Here is a 19,127-nt window from a genome sequence, read left to right on the forward strand (position 1 = left end):
TAGGAACCTCGATCATCCCGTGGGCGCCGCGTCCGCCTGTTCCCGGGCCGTTCTCACCGCGACGCCGTAGCCGCTACCAGCCCGCGACGCCAGCCGACACGCCGATCACGACTTTGTCGCAGCCCTGCCGGCGCCCGTCTCCGTCTTCACGATCGGCATCGTCAGGACCAGCTCCAACGGACGGAAGTCGAGGCGTGTGGTGCCGCCCTCGGAGTAGGCGACGACTCCGTTCCGCGCCATGATCTCGATCGTCGCCCGGTTGAAGCGGAAGACCTCGTAGGCGACGGGTGCCGGCGGAGGAGAGGTATCCGCGCTGGCGGCGTGGCGACCAGCACCGCGACGGCCAGGAAACCGGCGAGCAGACCGGTGAACGGTGCAAACAGGCGACGTAATTTCATGGATCCCTCCAGGGGCTTCCGGTCGCGCCGGAGAAAGCACGAACCCGTCACATGGACGCCATCCCCGGAAATATCCCTGAAAGATCTCTGTCCGGCCACTTCTAGCGGCATGAACAGGTCGGACATTCGCTGCCGTCGTCTCCGTCGCCGAGGAGACGTGTATGCGCCGATAGAGATCGGATCGCGTCTTCGGCGATGAACCTCCATGTCCCGGTACGAGGCCCGTGTTCCGATGAAGCGGACGTTACCTTCTGGCCGGGAACAAAGCCACGAGGGTGCCGGGTAATAAGTCCTGACAATCAGTGTCCGTCGACCTGGTGATGCCGTGGCAAGCGTTCCCTTGACTCGCAGAAGGGAACATTCATGAAAATGTGGACACGACGTGCGGCCAGGTATGCCGCCGTTCTCGCTGTCGCCGGGGGTGTGGCGATCGCGACGACCACGCCCGCCTCCGCGGCAACACCCAACACGGCCGTCGGAATCCAGGCGGCGGGAATCCTCCCCCTCGGGCCGCTCGTGGTCAGCACCTTCCCGGGCACCTCTCCCGTCATTCTGACGGGCGTCGATCTCCCACCGTTGCTCACCGTCGGCGCCGTCGGTGCCGAAACGGGCCCGACCACCGCCCACGCCGCGGTCGCCGGACTGTCCGTCTCCCTGCCGACCCTGGCCAGCGTTACCGTCGGCGCGGTCGAGTCGTCCTGCGCCTACGACCCGTCCACCGGCGACGTCACCGGCGAGACCGACGTCGCGAACGGGACCATCAAGCTCCTCGGCATCGAGACCGTGCTCGAGGCGGACCCGGCCCCGAACACGACCGTGACCCTCCCCGCCGGGCTGGGCTCGCTGACCCTGAACCAGCAGACGGTCGAGGCTGACGGCACTCTCGCCGTCAACGCGATAGCGATCGATCTCCTTGGACTCGAACACATCGTCATCGCGAGGTCGGTCTGCAACGACGCACCCTGACCTGACGACGACCTGATCCGGGGCCGTGCGTGCTGCTTTCTCCCCGACCGCGGGAGTGCGCACGGCCCCGGGCCGGGTCAGCTGCGTCGCGCCTCGACGCGGGTGGTCGGGAGGCGGACGTGGAGGGTGGTGTGCCCGGGGCGGCAGGCGGCGATGGTGATGGTGCCGCCGTGGCGTTCGGTGACGATGCGGCGGGCGATGTCGAGGCCGAGGCCGGTGCCCTGACCGACGCCCCTGGTCGTGAAGAACGCCTCGAACGCCCGGGCCGCGACCTCGGGGGGCATGCCGTGGCCCGTGTCGGTGATGTCGACGAGAACGGCGCCTTGTTCGGCGCGGGTGGTGAGAGTGAGGGTGCCGGTGCCGTTCATGGCATCGATGGCGTTGTCGATCAGATTCGTCCAGACCTGGTTGAGCTCGCCCGCGTGCACCTGGATACGGGGCACATCGGGAGCGTAGTCACGCACGACCGCGACGCCGGTGCCGAGGCGGTGCCCGAGGACCGCCACCGTGCTGTCGAGGCCGTCGGTGAGGTCGACGAGCTGCAGTGAGCCCCGGTCCATCTGCGAATAGGACGTGATGGCGGTGACCAGCCCGGAGATGCGGCGGGTCGCTTCGCCGAGCTCCGCCAGAATGCCGGTGGTGGCCAGGGTGCCGGCGATCCACTGCAGACCCGCCTGGAGCACCGGCCCGTCACCGAGCACGCCCGCTGCCCGGTCACACCAGGCGACGTCCACCCCCGCGGTGGCGAGCGGTGTCGCGATCGCCCACTCGTCCTCGACGCCATGGTCGGCGAGCCAGGCCGAGAGATCGTCCTCGAGGTCGGCCATGGCCAGCGGGGACAGGGACGCCGCGGGGGGTCTGATCTCGGCGCGCAGCGCGTCGAGCTCGGCGAACCGGTCGGCGGTGGGCCCGGCGAGCCCCCCTGACGCAAGCCGGGTGACGGCGCCCAGCACCGTCTGGAAGGCCTCCGTCACATCGCCGACGGCGCGGGTGGCGGCCGCCGCCGGGTTGTTGATCTCGTGCGCGAGGCCGGCGGCGAGGGTGCCGAGGGCGGCGAGCGACTCACGCTGGCGGGCCGTCGCCTCGATGGACCGCGCTGTCCCGTACACGCCCCGGATGAGATGGCTGCCGAACGGGAACCAGGAGTCGACCCGGGCCCGCAGGACGTCGGCGGGCACCCGGAGCACCCGGCCCGGCGCCGCACCCCGCCCGGTCGCCAGGTACACGCCCTGCTCGTCCCACGCCCGGAAGCCGCCGGCCCACCGGCCCGGCGCGTCCATCCGGCCGACCACGGACGGTTCACCGCCGAGCTGACGCACCAGGTCGATGGCCCCCTCGACCAGCACCCACCAGAAGTCCGCGGGATCACCCTCGCGGAACAGCTCGACACCCGGCTCGATCCGGACCTCACTGTCGCCGGCGGCAAGCTCCGCGAGCTGCTCGCCGGACAGGCCGGCAAACAGGTCGAGTTCACGAAGATCCTCGACCCGCATCAGATCGCCTCCCGCCAGCGGTGGCCCGCACCCGCGCACCCGCGAGCCCCACCCCCGGGCACCGGGCTCGGGGTGTGCCCACGAGCGAACCTATCGGCCTCCACCTGCCCGTGGACCAGGATGGACGGCCCAGCACCGGTGCCGAGCGGACCATCGCCCGGCCGCATCCACGCGGAAGGCGCGCCGGTATCCCACGTAATCGCGCCATTCACCTTGAACCGACATGCGTCACTCATCGGGTTCGAGGATTCGTCATCCTCGCTGCCGGTTTCGTGTAAATGTTGCGACGCCTGGCCCGCATGCCCCCGATGGATAGGTGTCGATCATGTCGCAACGAACCGGTACCAGGCTGCTGACGGCGGACGAGACCGCGACCGTCCGCGCGCTGCTGGGACTCCCGCTCCCGCCCGAGGTCGAGCCCGAGCCCGAGCCCACCAAACCCGAACCCGCCGCCGCCGCCGCGAAGGTCGTAAAGGCCGCGAAGGACAATCGCCATGCCTGGAAGGAGGCTCATCCGACGCAGGCGGCGCGGGAGGAGTTCGCCGGCGACCTCCGGATCGCGCTCAAAGCGGCCATCGACGCCAAGGAAGCCAGTATCAGCCGCAAGGAGAACGCTCGGGTCATCGACCTGAGCCACCTTCTCCCGGCCGCGGCGGCAGCAAAGGAGGTCGTCGACGAGTTCTTCGCGGAGTGGGTCGGGAACGCCCTTGTCCCCGCGGAGCTCGCTGCCACCAGGAGGAACTTCACGTTCACGGTCGGCGGCGATGCACCGACCATCGTCTCGATGGCCGACACGGCCACCCGGCGACGACTCGGCCGCATGACGGAGCCGGTCAACATGGTCGACTACCTGATGGGCACCGACGTGGTGCGGGCCCTGGCCGAGAAGCATTTCTTCCACTACCAGAACGGGACACCCGAGGAGAGGGATTTCTACCAGAAGTCGGTCGTCGAACCGTTCGTCGCGGACCACAGCGCAGCGCTCCTGCGCTACGAGGCCAGCGAGATGTCGATGTCCGATCCGAACACGGTCCGCATCTTCATCACGCCCTGGGTTCTCGACTGGGCCGCGGAGGAGGCCGAGACGGAGTCGATGGCCGTGGCGGCGAAGAAGTGGGACACGTTCGTCCTCCTGATCCACGAGTACATCCACGTCCTGCAGCACCCCCTGCTGCCGACGGCAACCCAGCGCAGTGTCGTCGTCCGCGAGGGATTCTGTGAGTATCTGGCGGTCAAGGTGACGCGTCACGTCGGCTCCTTCTCCGACGAGAGGATCCAGGATCTGAACAGGCGGATCACCGGTCAGGAGCACCACCGGCCCTCCCGCGCCTGGCTTCCCGACTACAGCCCGACTGCCGACTACGCGCCGCTCGTGAAGCGCGTCACCGAGGCGATGGGGACCGTCGGTGAGAACGCGATCCACGCGGCCTTCTTCCAGGGCCATACCGAGTTCCTCGGTACCGCCGTCAGCCATGCCGGGGAGCGGTATCCGATGCCGCCCGTCACCATGGGCCCCGACGGGGCGCGACGGCTGCCCTTCCCCGTGACCAGCGGACGCCGTGGCCACGACTGGATCAGCCGCGGAACCGGCATCCCGGCGGAGACGTTCGCGAAGCTCAACGCCGACGTCGCCCTCGACGAGGCCAAAAGCTTCGTTCCCGACGGGATGGATCTCCAGATCAGTGTGCCGGGATTCCGGGCGCATCGGGTTCTTGGCCTTGCCGACGGCGTCGGCGAGACCTGGGAGCAGATCGCCCGCCAGAACGGCACCACCGTCGACGAGCTCATGCGCATCAACGACCTGGGCGGCAACATTCCGGCCATCGACGACCTGCAGCTGGAGTGGGTACTGGTCCAGGACAGCTGACCGGCACGGGTGACCGGCGAGGGCCCTGACCCGGGACGAGGGCTCTGACCCGGGCGGCTACCCGGCCTCGCCGGCCTCGGAGACGGCCTCGCGCACCGGAGCACCGGTGACGTCGTGCGCGGCGACGTCAGGAAGGACGGCCGCGCCCAGCGGATCGCCGTGCCACTGCGTGAGGTTCCAGCCGGCCGAGAGGTCGCCTTCGAGGGTGACCAGACCGGTGTTCGAGAGCCAACGGTCCTCCACGGAGCCGACCCCGTCGACCCGCAGGCCGACCCACGCCCGGATCGCGGCACCATGACTGACGACCACGACGGTGCCGCGCTCGTCATGCGCCGCCGCGACCTTCGCGATCGCGGCGTCGTAGCCGGCGACGAACGCGCGGCCGTTCTGCCCACCCGGCATCGTGCGGTCCAGATCGCCGTGGAGCCAGTCGGTGATGACGTCGAGATACGTCGCGATGGATGCCTTGTCGCTGCGCAGCTCGAGATCACCCGCACCGATCTCCTCGACGCCCTCCTCGACGCCGATCGCCAGCCCACGGGCCTCGGCGAGGGGAGCCGCGGTGAGCTGGGCGCGGGTCAGGACCGAGGCGTAGATCGCCGAGATCGCCTCACCGCGGAGGGCGTCGGGGAGAGCCCGTGCCTGAGCGTGACCGAGGGCGGTCAGCCCGGCTCCCGGTCGCCCGGTGTCGAGGGCGCCGGCGACGTTGGAGGGGGTCTGGCCGTGACGGAGCAGCATGAGGCGCATCGCGGCCAAGTCTAGCGTTCGGCGTTCGTCCAGATGTTCGACGGCGGTCGGCCCACAGCCCGGAGCGCTGCGCAGTGGGCGGGGATCAGCGGGAGCGCAGCGCCTTCGGCCCCCCTCGCTGACCGGCCCAGGGCGGACGCCCAGGGCCCTTGCCGTCGGCGGCGGTCGGCGAGGGGCCGCCGACCTCGTCCGACTCGCAGGCGTCATCCGAGGCCGCCCCGTCGGTTCCGGATCCGGCGCAGTTCGATGCCGAGGCGCCGACGACCGGCTGACCTGTCACGGCTGCGGCCCCTTGCGCGCTGGTTGCGGCGCTCCCGGTGGTGGGCGCAGACGCAGCCCCGCCGGAGGATCCGGCATCCGGCCCGACCGTGGACTCGCCCTCGGGCGCGGCGGCGTCGGGCGGGGCGGCGTCGGGCGGGGCGGTTGTGCCGGCCGACGGGTGGGACGTCGGCGGCGAGGAGGGCATGACCCCTGGAACGGTGCCGTGGGCGACCGCGGGGGGGTGAACTGCCGTTTCAGGGTCGGATGCCGCCAGCAGGCTGGTCGCGGCGGCGAGGGCGACGAGTGTCCCGGCGACGGGTACCAGCGCACGGCGACGCCTGCGGCCGCCCGCATCCCCAGCGCCGTGTGCGGTGGCCCGCTCGGCCGGGGGGGGAGGCGGTGAGTCCGTCGGGAACGGTGTCGAGGCCCACGATCGAGAACCGTGCGGACGGCCGGGGGGAGGATGGTGCCGAGGAACCGGCGGGGGAGGACCGCCGGGGCGGCGGAGCCTGGGCCAGACGCTCTGCGGGCGGCTCTGCTGGCTGTGCCATGAGCGCTGTCGTTGGTCCGCCTGGGGGCGAGGCGGTGGATAACTCGTCGAGGAGGCGGCTCGCGCTCGGACGGCAGTCGGGCTGCTTGCGTACTGTCGCGGCGACCACTGTTCGCAGGTGTCGTGGGAGAGCCGTCAGGTCGGGCTCGGCATGGACCGTCCGGTAAAGGAGGGAATCAAGCGGACCGTCGCCGAACGGGGCCCTCCCGGTGGCCGCATAGGCGAGGGTGAGCCCCAGAGCGAAGATGTCCGCGGCGGGTCCGGGGCGGCCGGCTGTGCCGAGAAGCTCCGGGGCCATGTAGCCGACGCTGCCGAGAACCACCCCGGTCGCGGTGACGGTGCCGGGGAGCCCGGCGGCAATGCCGAAGTCGATGACCTTTGCGCCGTCGGGGGCCAGCATGACGTTGCCCGGTTTCAGGTCGCGGTGCACCACTCCGGTCTGATGGATGGCGACCAGTGCCGAGGCCAGCTCGATCGCCAGTTTCCGCAGGTGGTCCGCCGGCAGTGGGCCGTGCCTGGCGACCACCGTCAGCAGGTCGGATCCCGGGATGTATTCCGAGGCCAGCCATGGCTGCTCCGCCTGGGGGTCGGCATCGAGCAGCCGCGCCACCCGCGGGCTGTCGATCGCCGCTGCCGCGGCCACCTCCCTGCTGAAGCGTCGGACGAAGTCCGGATCGTCGGCGTACTCGTCCCGCAGGACCTTCACGGCTGCCTGCCGGCCCGCGGCGTCCACTCCCAGATAGACCACACCCATCCCGCCGCGGCCCAGCCGCGCGGCGAGGTGGAACGGGCCGATGGATGCAGGATCTCCGTGGCGCAGCGCCTTCACCGATGCCCCAGCCTCTCGACGTCACCGCGCCCACCCCGAGCGCGCCCGTCTTACATGCCCGCAGGTCCACGCCGTATCCTCCGCGAGGTCCCGCTTTCGGGGAACGTCCTACGCGCGCTGGGACTGGACGAGACCCTGAGCGAGGCCAGAAGCAGCGGGAGCCCGGAGTAGAGCGGTCGACGCCGGTCGGCCTGGCTGTGGCCTGGCTCCTGTCGTGATTCGAGTCGTCCCTGTGGATCGTCGTCGCCCAAAACGGCTTTCTGCGCCGCCAGCCAGTCGGAACCGTCGATGTCGAGTGCGTGGCGCAGGTAGGCCCAGGTGAGCCGCTGGATCAGGGCGACTCGCTCGGGGTTCTCGTCCGCCGCCTCCCCGGCGGCCGCTTCCGGCGAGATCCAGTCCGATCTGGGCGCCTACGAGCTCATGCGTGGCGTGGGCGGCATCTGCATCGGCGCGGGCAGGAACCCCCGCTACGACGCACGCCGACTGGTCGCGCTCCTCGTCGCAGGCCTACGCCGGCACCCGTGACCACCATGTGTCCGACGTGGGACCGATGGGAGGCGGCGGATCCGCGCTCGTGCTGACGTGCTCGGCCGCCGCCGTGGAATCGGCTCCGCTGCTGTCGAAGGACGATGTGGTCTTTCTATGGTCCGCAAACGGCTGGTTCGGGGTTTGTGGTGCTTTTGCGGGGCTATGCTGTGTGTCTCGAAAGGCTGACGATCGGGGGACGTCGTGCCGAACGCTGGGCTGCAGCATTGGCCGCCGCGTACTTTTCTTGGCCGGTTGACCGGTCCGGCCGCCGAAGAGGCGGTCCGGCTGGGCTGGCTCTGCAGCTTCATCTCCGGTGAGTACTTGCTCCGAGACAGCGAACCGACCGATCACGTGCTTCTTCTGCTCGACGGTGTGGTCAAGGTCTTCGGGGTTTCCGGTGACCGGGACGTCCTGATCGGCCTGCGCGTGGGCGGAGACGTCGTCGGTGACCTTGCCGCGCTCGACGGGCAGCGGCGGGCGGCGACCATCGTGGCCGGTAGCCAGGTGGCGGCGCGCCGCATGCCCGCAGCCGACTGGCGTGGCTTCCTGGATCGCATGCTGGGCGCTCGCGAGGCTTACACCCGACTTCTCGCGGACAGGCTGCGGGCCGCCGTCCAACGGCAGGTGGATCTCGGTGGCTGCCGGCTCCCGGTGAGGGTGGCTCGCATTCTCACCGAGCTCGGTCGACGGCACGGCGTCCGGACCGAGACGGGCCTGGAGATCGACATGGCCATCACCCAACCCGATCTCGCGTCCGCGGCCGGATGCAGCGAATCCGCGCTGCGGACGGTTCTTGGTCGGCTGCGGCGAGCGGGTGTTCTGTCCACCGAGTACCGGCGCCTCGTCATCCTCGATCCCGAGGGGCTGCGGCGGCTGGCCAATGGCGTGGACGAACCCGACCTGACAGAGACCCAGTACTTTCTGTAGCCGCCTGTATCGCGCGAAAGTCGGTGACCGCGCCCGGTAGGTGTCGGATCTGCTCTCGGTGGAATTCGCGCGCGTGCGTCGTCGCAGTTTAGGTGGTCCCCGTACCGGTCCACCTGTCTGCTTTCCGACTCTTGGATCCGCCAGATCAGGCGGATGAGGTCGCCTGCGCATCTATTTGATTTCGCTCACCAGCTGGGAAGGAACCTGATGAACGATCAGCACCTGCTGCCCTACTCCGTCCTGGCATGCGACATCGCGAACTCCAGCGATCATCGCGTGGCCGACCAGCTTCAACTCCGTGCGGACTTCCGCACCATCATCACCGGCTGCCTGGCCCGCCTTGGCATCGATCCGGCGCCTCCGGGCCTCAGCGACGAGGGCGACGGCACCCTCGGCCTGCTCCCCGCCCATGTACCGCGAGACGTCCTGGTCGCGGAGCTGCCCCGGGAGCTGGCCATCGCTCTCGGACAGCGCAACGCCGACCGGTTGCCCGCCTACCAGCTGCGGGTGCGCCTGGCGCTGCACCATGGCCTTGCCATGGCGTCAGGGGGCGGCTGGGTCGGTCACCCGGTGAACACCGCCGCCCGCATCGTCAACGCGCAGGCCGGACGGCTGCTGCTGTCCAAGGTTCCCTCCGCCCACCTCGTCCTCCTGCTCTCCGAGGCGATGTACACCGACACCGTCGCCGAGCAGTTGCGGGGGTTGCAGCCGGACGACTTCGCCGAGATGAGTATCGGCCCGAACGAGAAGGGCACAGGCATGCCGATCCGGGTCTGCCTGTGGGGAACGAGGCGTTCCGCGCCGTCTGCGGAGATCCTCGCGGCCGTCATGCGTGAGACCGGCGCGGCTGAGGCGCCGGCCAGTCCGGAGGCGCCGGCCAGTCCGGAGGCGCCGGCCAGTCCGGAGGCGCCGGCCAGTCCGGAGGCGCCAGCCAGTCCGGAGGCGCCGGCCAGTCCGGAGGCGCCGGCCAGTCCGGAGGCACCAGCCAGTCCGGAGGCACCAGGCGGCCCAGGTGGCTCCGAGGCCCCGGAATCGGCGGAACCCGGGATCGGCCGGGGCATCCAGATCACTGGCGGCGCAGTCGCCTTTGGCACCAGGAGCCAGGTGATCACCGGGTCTGTGGGCACGATCAACAACTACTGATGGCGGGCTTCGATGACGACACCGACAGCCGGCGAGGCGTCCGGCGAAGGAACCGTGGACCCCGGCCCGGCGAGTGGCGGCGATCAGCGCGAGGCAGGCCGCGGGCCGGAGGATCGGAGCGACCCTCGGTCCGACCGATCTGAGGCGGCGGCAGGCCAGGACGGCCACGCGGACAAGCACGGGCGACAGGCTGACCAGGGCGGCGAGGGCTCTCGGAACAGCGAGAACACGCAGACCGAGGAGGAAAGCGACTACGACGTCGACGGAAACCGCCGGCTGCGCGCTGAGGCCGAGCGCGGCTTCCGCAGCCTGCACGGCACCATCGGCCTGGGTGATCATTCGATCACGATCGGGGGGTCGGTCGGGACCATCGTCCTCGACGGTGGTCGTCGGGTCGGACCGCGTGCGCGTGCGATCGGAGCGCGTGTTGTCGCTCAGCTCAACGCGACTCTGGTCGAGACGGTCGCACCGCCCGACACCGTCAGCAGCCGGGCCCGGCTGGTGGACCGTCTGCGTCTCAGCCCGGTTGCGTTGCTGGCGGGTCCGGAGGGTTCGGGGCGCACCAGCCTCGCGCTGTGCGCGCTGGCCGAGGCACTGCCGGAGGGCGCCGGCACGGCGGTCTTCGACCCCGGCTCGGACCAGGCCGAGCTGACCCCGTCTGATGTGCGCTCCGGTTTCGGCTACGTCCTCGACGTCACCGCCGCCGTCCGCCGGGACGGGTTCGATCTGCAGGTCAGCCGCTTGACCCAGCTCGCGCGGAGCCAGGGGGTGTGGTTCGTGCTCATCGTCGATGCCACCGCCACCGCGCTGACGGGCGGCGAGCCGGTCGCCCACCGCATGCCTGACCAGGTCGAGGTCCTGCGGTCGCTGCTCGACAGGCGTTTCGGTTGCCCTGCCACGAAGATCGACACGTTGCCGGCGGGTGTGTACGCCGCCGTGGCCGGCGTGTCGATGGCCCGGGTGGTACGCGTGGCGGCCCTGGTCGCTGCGGCGCTGCGGGCCGACCAGCCGGCCGATCGCTTCCTCGACGAGCAGGTTCGTCAGAGGGTCAATGACCTGCTGAGAAAGCCTCTGGACGGGATCGCCGAGGACGATCTTCCCCGGCCCGCCGAACCCGCGCGGCTCTTCCGGCGGGCGTTCCTCGTCGCACTCGCGGTCTGCAATGACATGCCGCTCGTCCGGATCATCCGGGCTGCCGACCGGCTGCGTGACGCCCTCGCGGCCGGCCGGCCGGGTACATGGGGCGGGACGTCGTTCACCGAGCCGACCAAGGCGCTGCTGGACTGGGCCGAGGCGATCGTGGTCCGCGGCGACGGCGACGACGGCGACGCCGGCGAGAAGACCGGTGACGGCGACGGCGTCGGCGGCGTCGACCGTGGGGACTGGGGGCCTGACGGGGGGACGGAACGTGGCGGCGACGCCGGCCGGGTGCGTTTCCGTAACCCGGCCATGGCGGGTGCCATCGTCGATCTGGTCTGGGAGGAGCACCATCTGGCTCGGCAGGCGATGCTGGCCTGGCTCTGCGAGCTGGCTGTCGTCGGTGCGCACGGCGGTGAGCCACCGCAGGTGCGGCTGCGGGCCGCGATCGCGGTCGGTCGGCTGGCCACCCACGACTTCGACCTGATCATGGACGAGGCTGTCGAACAGTGGATCCGCCGGGGCAGCCAGTCCGGGCAGCAGGCCGCAGCGTGGGCGGTCGACGCGATGATCGGCTACCCGCGCATCGCCGACCGGGCCTGGGCACACGTTCGCCGGTGGAGCGCCCGAGGGGCGCTCTGGCGGATGACGGCGCTGCGGGCCTACGCGAGCAGGGCGGGCTCACGGCGCACGGGGGAGGCGCTGGACGTGGTTCGGCGCAGCGCAGCACTTCCCCTGGGAGGCCGGGAGTGGGCCCGGATACCGGCGCTCGCCGTTGTCGCGATGAACGAGGTGGCCTCCGCCGGCGGGATCGAGCAGGTCTTCGACCTCCTTACCAGGTGGGTGGAGGAGATCGAGGGCACCCGGCAGCGGGCGGAGCGCCTGCGGGCGCGCGGCTGGGGCGAGATCGGGGTGCGGATGCCCAGCACCACCGTGCTCTACGCGGCCGGTTGCCTGTTGTTCCTCGCCTCCGACGACGGCCCGGACGGCACTCGGTGGGCGCTGGCCGAGCACGTCGGCGCCGACCCCGGATGTCTGGCGACCCATGACGAGCTGTGGCGCCTGTTGTTGACCGCCACAGGCCTGGCGGCGCACGGCTGGCCGCTGCTGCGGACCTGGTGTGAGGAGGCGGACACGAAACCGGAACGGGCCAGTGTCACCACCGCCCTGATCACTCGCCTGCACACCGCGGACGACGCGCTTGCCAGACCGCTGCGCTTCTACGCCGATCTGTGGCGGCAGGCATGGCGGGAGTCCGGCGAACACCCCGCCGCGTGGGACCTGATCGACAAGATCTTCGGACCGATGGGAGAGCAGCGATGAGCGCCGGACCGGAAGAGCAGGGATCGATGCGCCGGCTGCGGGCGTGGTTCGGGGGGGATTCCGATCCACGACCGGACATGGAGTACGTCATCGTGGGCGAGGCCTTCCAGACGCCCAGCAAGGGCGAGGCCTTTGCCTTCAGCGTCGTCATCCGCACCGCCTGGCAGGACGGGCAGCGCGCGGTGGAGAGGATCAGAAAGCGGGCCGGCCTCTACGCGAGCCTGGTCGACGAGCAGGTCACCGTGGTGACCAGGTGCGTGCTGCGAAGCTACCCGCCGAACCTGGCCGCGGAGGCGGAGACCCACCTCAACGCGAAGTTGGAGCAGCTCGCCCGGGCCGGTCTGCCGGACACGACCCTGACCTGGCGCGCGCGGGCCGAGGTCGCGGTGGCCGCCGAGGTACAGACCCTGCAACAGGCGGCCTGGACGAGGGCACTGGAACAGGGCGCGCTGCACGAGTACTCGCAGCAGATCGTCACGAACTACACCGAGCTGGCCACGAAGTGGCGGCAGCTCCTGGTCGCGCTCGGCGTCCACGAGTTCGACGCCGATCAGCCGCCGGCCCCCTACCTCACCCGCCACCTGCTGCGGCTCGCCGCGCAGCCGCAGGAGGCTCCGAACATCGTCGACCGACTCGCCGAACAGCGTGAGTCCAAGGACCGCGACCTGCTCAACGCGGTGGCGCAGGCGGTCAGCAACACCGCGAACGTCGACCTGCTTGAATTCGAGCTGGCCCACAACTCGGCGCTGAGCCGGCTGATGGAGTGGGCCGGTCTGCCGGTCAACGACTGGTCGAACCCGTCGCCGTCGCGGCCGACCTCGGCCGGTCGACCGTGAGCCCGGCCGGAGACCGGCGGCCACCACCGGCGGGCCGTCCCAGGCCGAGGCCGCGCACCCAGGCCCGGCCGCGTCCCCAACCGAGATCCCGGCCGGTTCCACGGCCGGCCCCGCCGCGGGGGCTCCCATCCGCGGGGCTCCCTTCCACGTCGGCAGGGCGGGTGAACGTGCCGAGGGTGGGCCTGCCGATGGCCGGGCAGCCACGGCCGCGTGGTCCACGACCGCGGGTGCTGTTCGCGGCGATTGCGCTTGTCGCGCTCGGCGCCGGCCTGTTCTTCGGCTGTCGGCAGGAGGAGCGCCCCTCCGGGCAGCCGGCGGCGGATGCCTGCGTCGGTGTGCAGCGGAAGCCGGCGCCCGGCTCGGGAGCCGGGATCACCACGCTGCTGGTCGACCGCTCCGCGAGCGTGCGCGGGGCTGAGGGCGTGAACTTCGCCGCGGCGCCCGAACTGGATGCCGAGATCCGTGCGGCGGCCGGGCGCGGCGACACGATCACCATCTCGGGCTTCGACGGCTCCGCGACAACGACTGCCTGGGCCACTGTCGCCATCCCGGACCGGGCGAACGAGCAGGAAAGGCTCGAGACGCAGGTGGGAGCGCTGCGCTGTGCCCGGCAGCTGCTGGCCCAAGCGGCTGCGGAGCCGGCTCGGGCCGCGGGCAGCGACGTTCTGGGCGGGCTGTCCGCGGCGGCCGGGCAGCTGGCCGTGGCCGGGACGGGGCAGCGACACGTCGTCGTCGCCACGGACGGGCTCGCCAACACCGGCTGCGCGAACCTGTTGGAGTCCCCTGTGGGTGGGGACACCGCGCCGACCGTCGACCAGTGCCGTTCGGGTGGCCAGTTGCCCGACCTCACCGGAGCCCAGGTGACCATGCTGGGGATCGGTCATCCGGCTGGCGACCAGCCGATACCGGGCACCGCCCAGCTCGGTTGGGTCACCTCCCTCTGGAAGGCGCTGTGTGGCGCGGCCACCGCCGACCCGCGGACCTGTGACATCCACAGTGTCGTTGACGCCCCGGCAGGCGGCGCCGGCGCGACGCGTGCGCCGGAGCGCACGCCGGGCGTCGAGGACCCCGGCGTCACCTTCCCGCAGGTGGAGGAGCGGCGCGCATCCGGGACCATGGTCGTCGCCCTCCCGGACCGGATGCTTTTCGCCACCAACTCCACCGAGCTGCTCGGCATCGCGGACGAGGCGCTCGCCGAGGTGAGGCGGCGGGTGCGCGAGACGTCGGGGAAGGTCATCCAGGTCGTCGGACACACCGACTCGCGGGGTACCGACGCGCACAACGACCTCCTCTCACTCGGCCGGGCGCAGCGGGTCACAGACGCGTTGCGGGCCTCGGGAATCCCGGTCGGCGAGGTCGTCGGGCAGGGCAGAGGACACCCGGATCCGGCCTGCGGCCCCGAGCGGCGTCCCGACGGGAGCGCCGACCTGACCGCGATGAGCTGCAACCGCCGGGTCGAGATCGTCATCTCCCTGGGTGAGGCGGACTGATGAGCGTGACCGGGCAGTTCTCCCTTGAACCACGACCATGGGCACTGTGCGCGGCTTCGCCCCAGTGCCCGACTCCCGGGGGCACGCCGTGCCGGTGCCTGGCGGACTTCCTGACCAAGGACGCCGAGGACGACCCGCAGGGCACCGCGCAGCTCCTGGCCTTCCGGGAGAGCGCCGAGGTGGTGGGCACGGCCCGTCCCAACCTGGAGCAGGCGCTACGGAACCTGCTCGGCGTGGCGACGGCGACCGAGGCGGCCCTGCGGGAGCTCGCCTCCTTCATACGCCGACGGCAGATCGTCGCGGCCCGCGGCCAGGTGGCCCGAGTCGAGGCCCGTTACGCCGATGACGGCCCGTACGACCGGCGCCGACACCTGCACACGCCGCGCTGGCTGCCCCTCCCGGCGATCTCGATGATCATGACGCTGCTGGTGTCACTGTTCGAGGTCTGGTTCCTGGGGCAGTTCTTCCGCTACCTGACCGGGGTCGGCGGTTCTCCGTCCTCTGTGCACTACTGGCTGTCATACCTTCCGGGTGTGGGGCTGGCCGTGCTGCTCTACTGGTCCGGCCATCTCCTCGCCGAACCGGTCGCGGTGTGGCGCAGGCGGCGTGCGGGCTGGACGGACACCGGACGACCGCGGCCGGAGTGGTGGATCCCGCTTACGCTCGCGGGTGCTGTGCTGGCGACGATCGGCACTGTCGCATGGGCCCGCGCCGACTTCCTGAGCCGGACGAACTCGCTGGCCGACGAGCTCGCCGGTGTCAGCGCGGGAGGCGGCGGTGGTGGCCGGTTTCTGTCCGTGGTGGCTGTCGTCCTGCTCGTCATGCTCAGTGCCAGCACCATCGTCATGAAGGTGGCCATCTACAACCCCGACGCCCAGAGCGCCACTGAGGCCGCCATCGAGCTCGCCACCACGGAGGAGGAGTACCGCCAGCTGCGAGCCGCGGCAGAGTACGCGCTCACCGCCCATCAGGATGCCTGGATCCACCTGCGCGGGCTGGTCTGGGCAACGTACAGCGAGATCGACGACCTCTGGTCCATGGCAGGGCTCCGCTTTCCGGACCTGCTTCCACCTGTCGCCCAGCGGCCGGAGCCCGAGCCCCCCGACGCCGAGATCAGCATCAGTCTGCTCCGGCACACGCCTCGCACTCCGCCGGCGTTCGGCTATCTGCTGCACGCCGCGCACACCCTTGGCCCCTGCTCGCCGGCGCCCGCCGCCGAGCGTCTGGAGCATCTGGTCGCCCTCGCGGACAGTCAGTGGCAGGAACGGATTCTTCCGGCGACCGGTGACCCCGCCACCGACGACTGGCACCTCTTCAGCACCCTCGACGTCCTCACCAGCCACAGGAACCGTCCGGGGAGGACCGTGGGCCGGGGTGCCTACCAGTGGGTTCTCACCTTCGAGGATGAGCCGGAGCTGGGCGAACTCGTCGAGCACTGCCAGGGCCGCCTGGCACTGTCGGGGCTCGACCCGGTGCCGGTCGGCGAGCTGCGGCTTACCCTTGCGCAGCTCGCCTTCACCGACGACATCGACGCCGCCTACGTGGACGAGGCCGTCGCCAACGCCCGGCGTGCGCTTGCCGACGTCGAATCGTTCACGCTGCTCCTCGGACCGCCGACGGGTAGCCCGGATGCCGTCCGGCTGACCGCCGAGCCGCGGGAGGCGTTGCTGGCACTGAACGACCGCGTTCTCGACGCGGGGCCTGCCGGCACGCCGGACATGAGCGATGTCGACGTGTACGACCCGCACGTCGACATCGCGTACGCGAACCGCACGCTCGACGCCCGCCCGGTGGTGGAGGTCGTCGCGGCGCTGCGGGAACTACCGCGGGTCGAGGTCGGGGTGCGGGAGATCGCTCTCGTGAAGCTGCCTGAGCAGAGCGGCGACCATCGCCGCGGTGTCATCCACCACGAGGTTGTCGCCCGAATTCCCCTCGGCCGCGTGTTCGGCTGACCAGGTGTACGCGCCTGGGTGGTGACCGGGCGGGAGGAGGCAGGCCGGCGGACGGGCGGCCGGTCTGCCACCTGTCCGCCGGGCCACCTGTCCGCCGGGCCACCTGTCCGCCGGGCCGCCGGGCCGTGCTGGTCCGCAAGGACCCGCGCTGTCGTCCGCGGCGTGGGCGGGTTACCGCTTGTTCAGCAGGCCCGCGTCGACGGGGACGACCGTGCCGGTGACGTACCGTGCGTCGTCCGACACCAGCCAGGCGACGGCGTTGGCGATGTCCTCCGGCTCCACCAGATCGACGGGCATCGCGTTGGTGAGCGCGCTGGCCAGCTGCGGGGCGAGCTCGAGGATCTTCGCCAGGTTCCCGTCACCGGCCATGGGCGTGCGGACCGCGGTCGGCGCGACGCTGTTCACCCGGATGTTGTACGGAGCGAGGAAGTTCGCCCACGACCGCATGAGGCCGACGACCCCGTGCTTGGCCGCGGTGTAGCCGAGGAACCCGGCGGTGGGGATGCCGACGCCGACCAGGCCGCCCGTGGAGCTGGTCAGCACGATCGAGCCGCCCTGGTTCAGCTCCAGCAGCTGCGGGATCGCGACCCGACCGGTGTTCCACACCCCGGTGAGGTTGACGGCGACGACGTCCTCCCACTGCTCGTCGTCCGTGGCCACGCCGCCGGCGCCGATCCCGGCGTTGGCGACGACGATCTGGACCGGGCCGAGTTCGGTCACGCCTTCCTGGAACGCCTTCTCCAGCCCGGCGAAGTCCCGGACGTCCGCCTGCCTCGCGACGACCCGCCGGCCCAGGGCCTCGACGTCCTTCGCCGTCTGCTCGAGGTCAGCGAGCGTGGGCATCGGGTAGGCGACCGACCGGACCGGACCACAGAGGTCGATCGCGATGATGTCGGCGCCGTCCTGCGCTAACCGCAGTGCGTGGGCGCGGCCCTGTCCGCGGGCGGCCCCGGTGATGAAGGCGACCTTGCCGTCGAGCTTTCCCATCAGTTCTCCCTGAGGTGACGTGACGTCAGATGGCATGGCATGGCATGGCATGGCCATGCGCATGGCGTGGTGGTGGCGGTGGCAGTGGTCGTCGGGATTGCGCCACAGTCCCGCCGCGAGCGTGGAGCCTGCCTTCGAGCCGGGCGTCCGCCATCATGGGACGTCTTCAGGCGTTCGGACCCGGCGCCGTCTACCGGAGGAAGGTGCATGGCCGAGCCCCGTCGACGCCGGGCGGCGACACTGGAGAAGGTGAGTCGCCTCCTCGACGCGACCGAGGAGCTCATGTTGAGCGAGGGCTACGCCGCGGTCAGCTCCCGCAGCGTGGCCGCCCGCGTCGACATCACGGCTCCGCTCCTGCACTACTACTTCCCGACGATCGACGATCTGTTCGTGGCGGTCCTGCGGCGGCGCGCGGAGCAGATGCTCGCGCGGACCAGGGCGGCGCTGTCCTCACCCCACCCGCTGCGTGCCTGGTGGGAGCTGGTCTCCGACCCGCGCGGAACGGGGCTGATCGTGGAGTTCGTGGCGGCGGCGAACCACCGGCCGGCGCTGCGGACGGAAGTCGGCCTGGTGGCCCGGGAACTGCGGCGGCTGCAGATGGAGGCCCTGGCCTCGATCCTCGGCGAGTACGGACTCGACCCGGAGGACTTCCCGCCCGCCCTCGTCGCCGCCGCGGTGCAGGGGCTCGCGTTCGCCGTCGTGGCCGACCGGGCTGCCGGCCACGACACCGCGCACGAGCAGGCCGCCGATGCGATGGCCCGCCTCGTCGCCCGCCTGGAGGACCGCCGGGAGCGCCGTCCGGCCCAGTGAAACCACCCTGCCCAGCGAAACCACCACGGCCGTCGTCCGCCTGCGGCGGCACGAGACCCTGGGGGAAAGATGCCACACTGCCGCACAGCAGCTGCCGCAAGGCGGACCCCTGCCGATGGCATGGTGGCGGCGGTCCTCGTCGTCCTGATGTCACTCACGGCCTGTGACAGGTCCGACGAGCCGCACCAGACATCTGCGCCGGCTGCGAACGGCATCACATCTGCGCCGGCTGCGAACGACATCGCAGGTTCGGGCTCGGCATGCGGAGCCATGGCAAGGTGCACACCCGCCGCCATGGCGGACGTCGACGGTGACGGCGCCGACGACGAGATCGCCCTCGGGCAGGTGAACACCGGACAGCGGCTTCTCCGGGTCCTTCTCGCCGACGGTTCTGCCGTGGAGTATCCGATCGACACGGTGACGTCGACCGCCGTCACCAGACCCTGGCACGGAGCCGCGACGGTGGACGGGATCCCCGGAGCAGAAATCGTGCTGCTGACTGATCTCGGGGCGCACACCATGTGGTTCACGGTGTTGACCTACCGCGACGGCCGGCTGGCCGAGCTCGACCGGCCGTCCGCCGCGGCGGGACAGACCGGGGGATGGGTCGTCGACAGCGCGGATTCGGGCTGGCTCGGCTACACCTGCGGACGATCGGGCCCGGCGTCGACTCTGCTGGTCACCTCCGCCCAGCGGATCGACGGGCCCTCCGGTACCGAGGGCTACGACGAGACGAGCGTGCTTTTCGGCTGGGCGGGTTCGGACTGGCAGGAGATCTCCCGAGAGACCAGGGCCTACGGAGACGCGGACCCCGACACCCACCGACTGGCCGGCTGGAACTGCGAGGGTCTCCCTCGCTTCGCACGCGAGTAGCGCCCACGCC

The 19,127-nt window shown here is 71.1% G+C and carries 16 protein-coding genes and 1 pseudogene; 11 read left to right on the plus strand and 6 right to left on the minus strand.

Annotated elements, in window-relative coordinates:
• Nucleotides 1–105: 105 nt before the first annotated feature.
• Nucleotides 106–240: a hypothetical protein gene (locus AB1460_RS22125; protein ID WP_368963785.1), complete on the minus strand. Its 135-nt coding sequence runs from the start codon at nucleotides 238–240 to the stop codon at nucleotides 106–108.
• A gap of 527 nt (nucleotides 241–767) precedes the next feature.
• Between AB1460_RS22125 and AB1460_RS22130 the strand changes: the two genes are divergently transcribed.
• Complete coding sequence (locus AB1460_RS22130; RefSeq protein WP_368963787.1) at nucleotides 768–1,364, plus strand: hypothetical protein; 597 nt, start codon at nucleotides 768–770, stop codon at nucleotides 1,362–1,364.
• A 77-nt stretch (nucleotides 1,365–1,441) separates the two neighbouring features.
• Here AB1460_RS22130 and AB1460_RS22135 read toward each other — a convergent pair whose 3' ends face one another.
• Complete coding sequence (locus AB1460_RS22135; protein WP_368963789.1) at nucleotides 1,442–2,857, minus strand: sensor histidine kinase; 1,416 nt, start codon at nucleotides 2,855–2,857, stop codon at nucleotides 1,442–1,444.
• A gap of 325 nt (nucleotides 2,858–3,182) precedes the next feature.
• Between AB1460_RS22135 and AB1460_RS22140 the strand changes: the two genes are divergently transcribed.
• Nucleotides 3,183–4,724: a LysM peptidoglycan-binding domain-containing protein gene (locus AB1460_RS22140; RefSeq protein WP_368963791.1), complete on the plus strand. Its 1,542-nt coding sequence runs from the start codon at nucleotides 3,183–3,185 to the stop codon at nucleotides 4,722–4,724.
• 57 nt (nucleotides 4,725–4,781) lie between these two features.
• Here the strand turns inward: AB1460_RS22140 and AB1460_RS22145 are convergent, their stop codons facing one another.
• The 3 genes from AB1460_RS22145 to AB1460_RS22155 all read right to left on the minus strand — a co-directional run bounded on the left by AB1460_RS22145 (nucleotide 4,782) and on the right by AB1460_RS22155 (nucleotide 7,111).
• The gene (locus AB1460_RS22145; protein WP_368963842.1) at nucleotides 4,782–5,471 is read right to left on the minus strand and encodes a histidine phosphatase family protein; all 690 of its coding nucleotides are present in this window, start codon (nucleotides 5,469–5,471) and stop codon (nucleotides 4,782–4,784) included.
• An 85-nt stretch (nucleotides 5,472–5,556) separates the two neighbouring features.
• On the minus strand, nucleotides 5,557–5,751 hold the full coding sequence (locus AB1460_RS22150) for a hypothetical protein (RefSeq protein ID WP_368963793.1): 195 nt from the start codon (nucleotides 5,749–5,751) through the stop codon (nucleotides 5,557–5,559).
• Nucleotides 5,752–5,986: 235 nt separating this feature from the next.
• The gene (locus tag AB1460_RS22155) at nucleotides 5,987–7,111 is read right to left on the minus strand and encodes a serine/threonine-protein kinase (protein ID WP_368963795.1); all 1,125 of its coding nucleotides are present in this window, start codon (nucleotides 7,109–7,111) and stop codon (nucleotides 5,987–5,989) included.
• A gap of 372 nt (nucleotides 7,112–7,483) precedes the next feature.
• Between AB1460_RS22155 and AB1460_RS22160 the strand changes: the two are divergent.
• From AB1460_RS22160 to AB1460_RS22190, 7 genes and pseudogenes are all read left to right on the plus strand, one after another.
• Nucleotides 7,484–7,636, plus strand: a pseudogene (locus AB1460_RS22160) (TetR family transcriptional regulator); the annotation flags it as partial.
• Between the two features lie 204 nt (nucleotides 7,637–7,840).
• Nucleotides 7,841–8,566: a Crp/Fnr family transcriptional regulator gene (locus AB1460_RS22165; RefSeq protein WP_368963797.1), complete on the plus strand. Its 726-nt coding sequence runs from the start codon at nucleotides 7,841–7,843 to the stop codon at nucleotides 8,564–8,566.
• Nucleotides 8,567–8,773: 207 nt separating this feature from the next.
• A complete protein-coding gene (locus AB1460_RS22170) occupies nucleotides 8,774–9,709 on the plus strand; it encodes a hypothetical protein (RefSeq protein WP_368963799.1) in 936 nt (311 codons plus the stop codon).
• A 12-nt stretch (nucleotides 9,710–9,721) separates the two neighbouring features.
• A complete protein-coding gene (locus tag AB1460_RS22175) occupies nucleotides 9,722–12,169 on the plus strand; it encodes a hypothetical protein (RefSeq protein ID WP_368963801.1) in 2,448 nt (815 codons plus the stop codon).
• On the plus strand, nucleotides 12,166–13,005 hold the full coding sequence (locus AB1460_RS22180; protein WP_368963803.1) for a hypothetical protein: 840 nt from the start codon (nucleotides 12,166–12,168) through the stop codon (nucleotides 13,003–13,005). Before AB1460_RS22175 ends, AB1460_RS22180 begins: the two co-directional genes overlap by 4 nt.
• Nucleotides 13,006–13,181: 176 nt before the next feature.
• A complete protein-coding gene (locus tag AB1460_RS22185; protein WP_368963805.1) occupies nucleotides 13,182–14,495 on the plus strand; it encodes an OmpA family protein in 1,314 nt (437 codons plus the stop codon).
• Nucleotides 14,495–16,447 carry a 2'-5' RNA ligase family protein gene (locus AB1460_RS22190; RefSeq protein WP_368963807.1) on the plus strand — a complete coding sequence of 651 codons (1,953 nt, stop codon included), beginning with the start codon at nucleotides 14,495–14,497 and terminating at the stop codon, nucleotides 16,445–16,447. Before AB1460_RS22185 ends, AB1460_RS22190 begins: the two co-directional genes overlap by 1 nt.
• A gap of 171 nt (nucleotides 16,448–16,618) precedes the next feature.
• Here the strand turns inward: AB1460_RS22190 and AB1460_RS22195 are convergent, their stop codons facing one another.
• Nucleotides 16,619–17,434, minus strand: coding sequence for a mycofactocin-coupled SDR family oxidoreductase (locus tag AB1460_RS22195; protein WP_368963809.1), 816 nt, complete (start codon nucleotides 17,432–17,434; stop codon nucleotides 16,619–16,621).
• A 207-nt stretch (nucleotides 17,435–17,641) separates the two neighbouring features.
• Between AB1460_RS22195 and AB1460_RS22200 the strand changes: the two genes are divergently transcribed.
• Both AB1460_RS22200 and AB1460_RS22205 read left to right on the plus strand, forming a co-directional pair.
• A complete protein-coding gene (locus AB1460_RS22200; protein WP_368963811.1) occupies nucleotides 17,642–18,244 on the plus strand; it encodes a TetR/AcrR family transcriptional regulator in 603 nt (200 codons plus the stop codon).
• 294 nt (nucleotides 18,245–18,538) lie between these two features.
• Nucleotides 18,539–19,117 carry a hypothetical protein gene (locus AB1460_RS22205; RefSeq protein ID WP_368963813.1) on the plus strand — a complete coding sequence of 193 codons (579 nt, stop codon included), beginning with the start codon at nucleotides 18,539–18,541 and terminating at the stop codon, nucleotides 19,115–19,117.
• The last annotated feature ends 10 nt before the right edge of the window (nucleotides 19,118–19,127 follow it).

Origin of the sequence: Parafrankia sp. FMc2 (assembly GCF_041008525.1) — a bacterium.
Classification (GTDB): domain Bacteria; phylum Actinomycetota; class Actinomycetes; order Frankiales; family Frankiaceae; genus Parafrankia.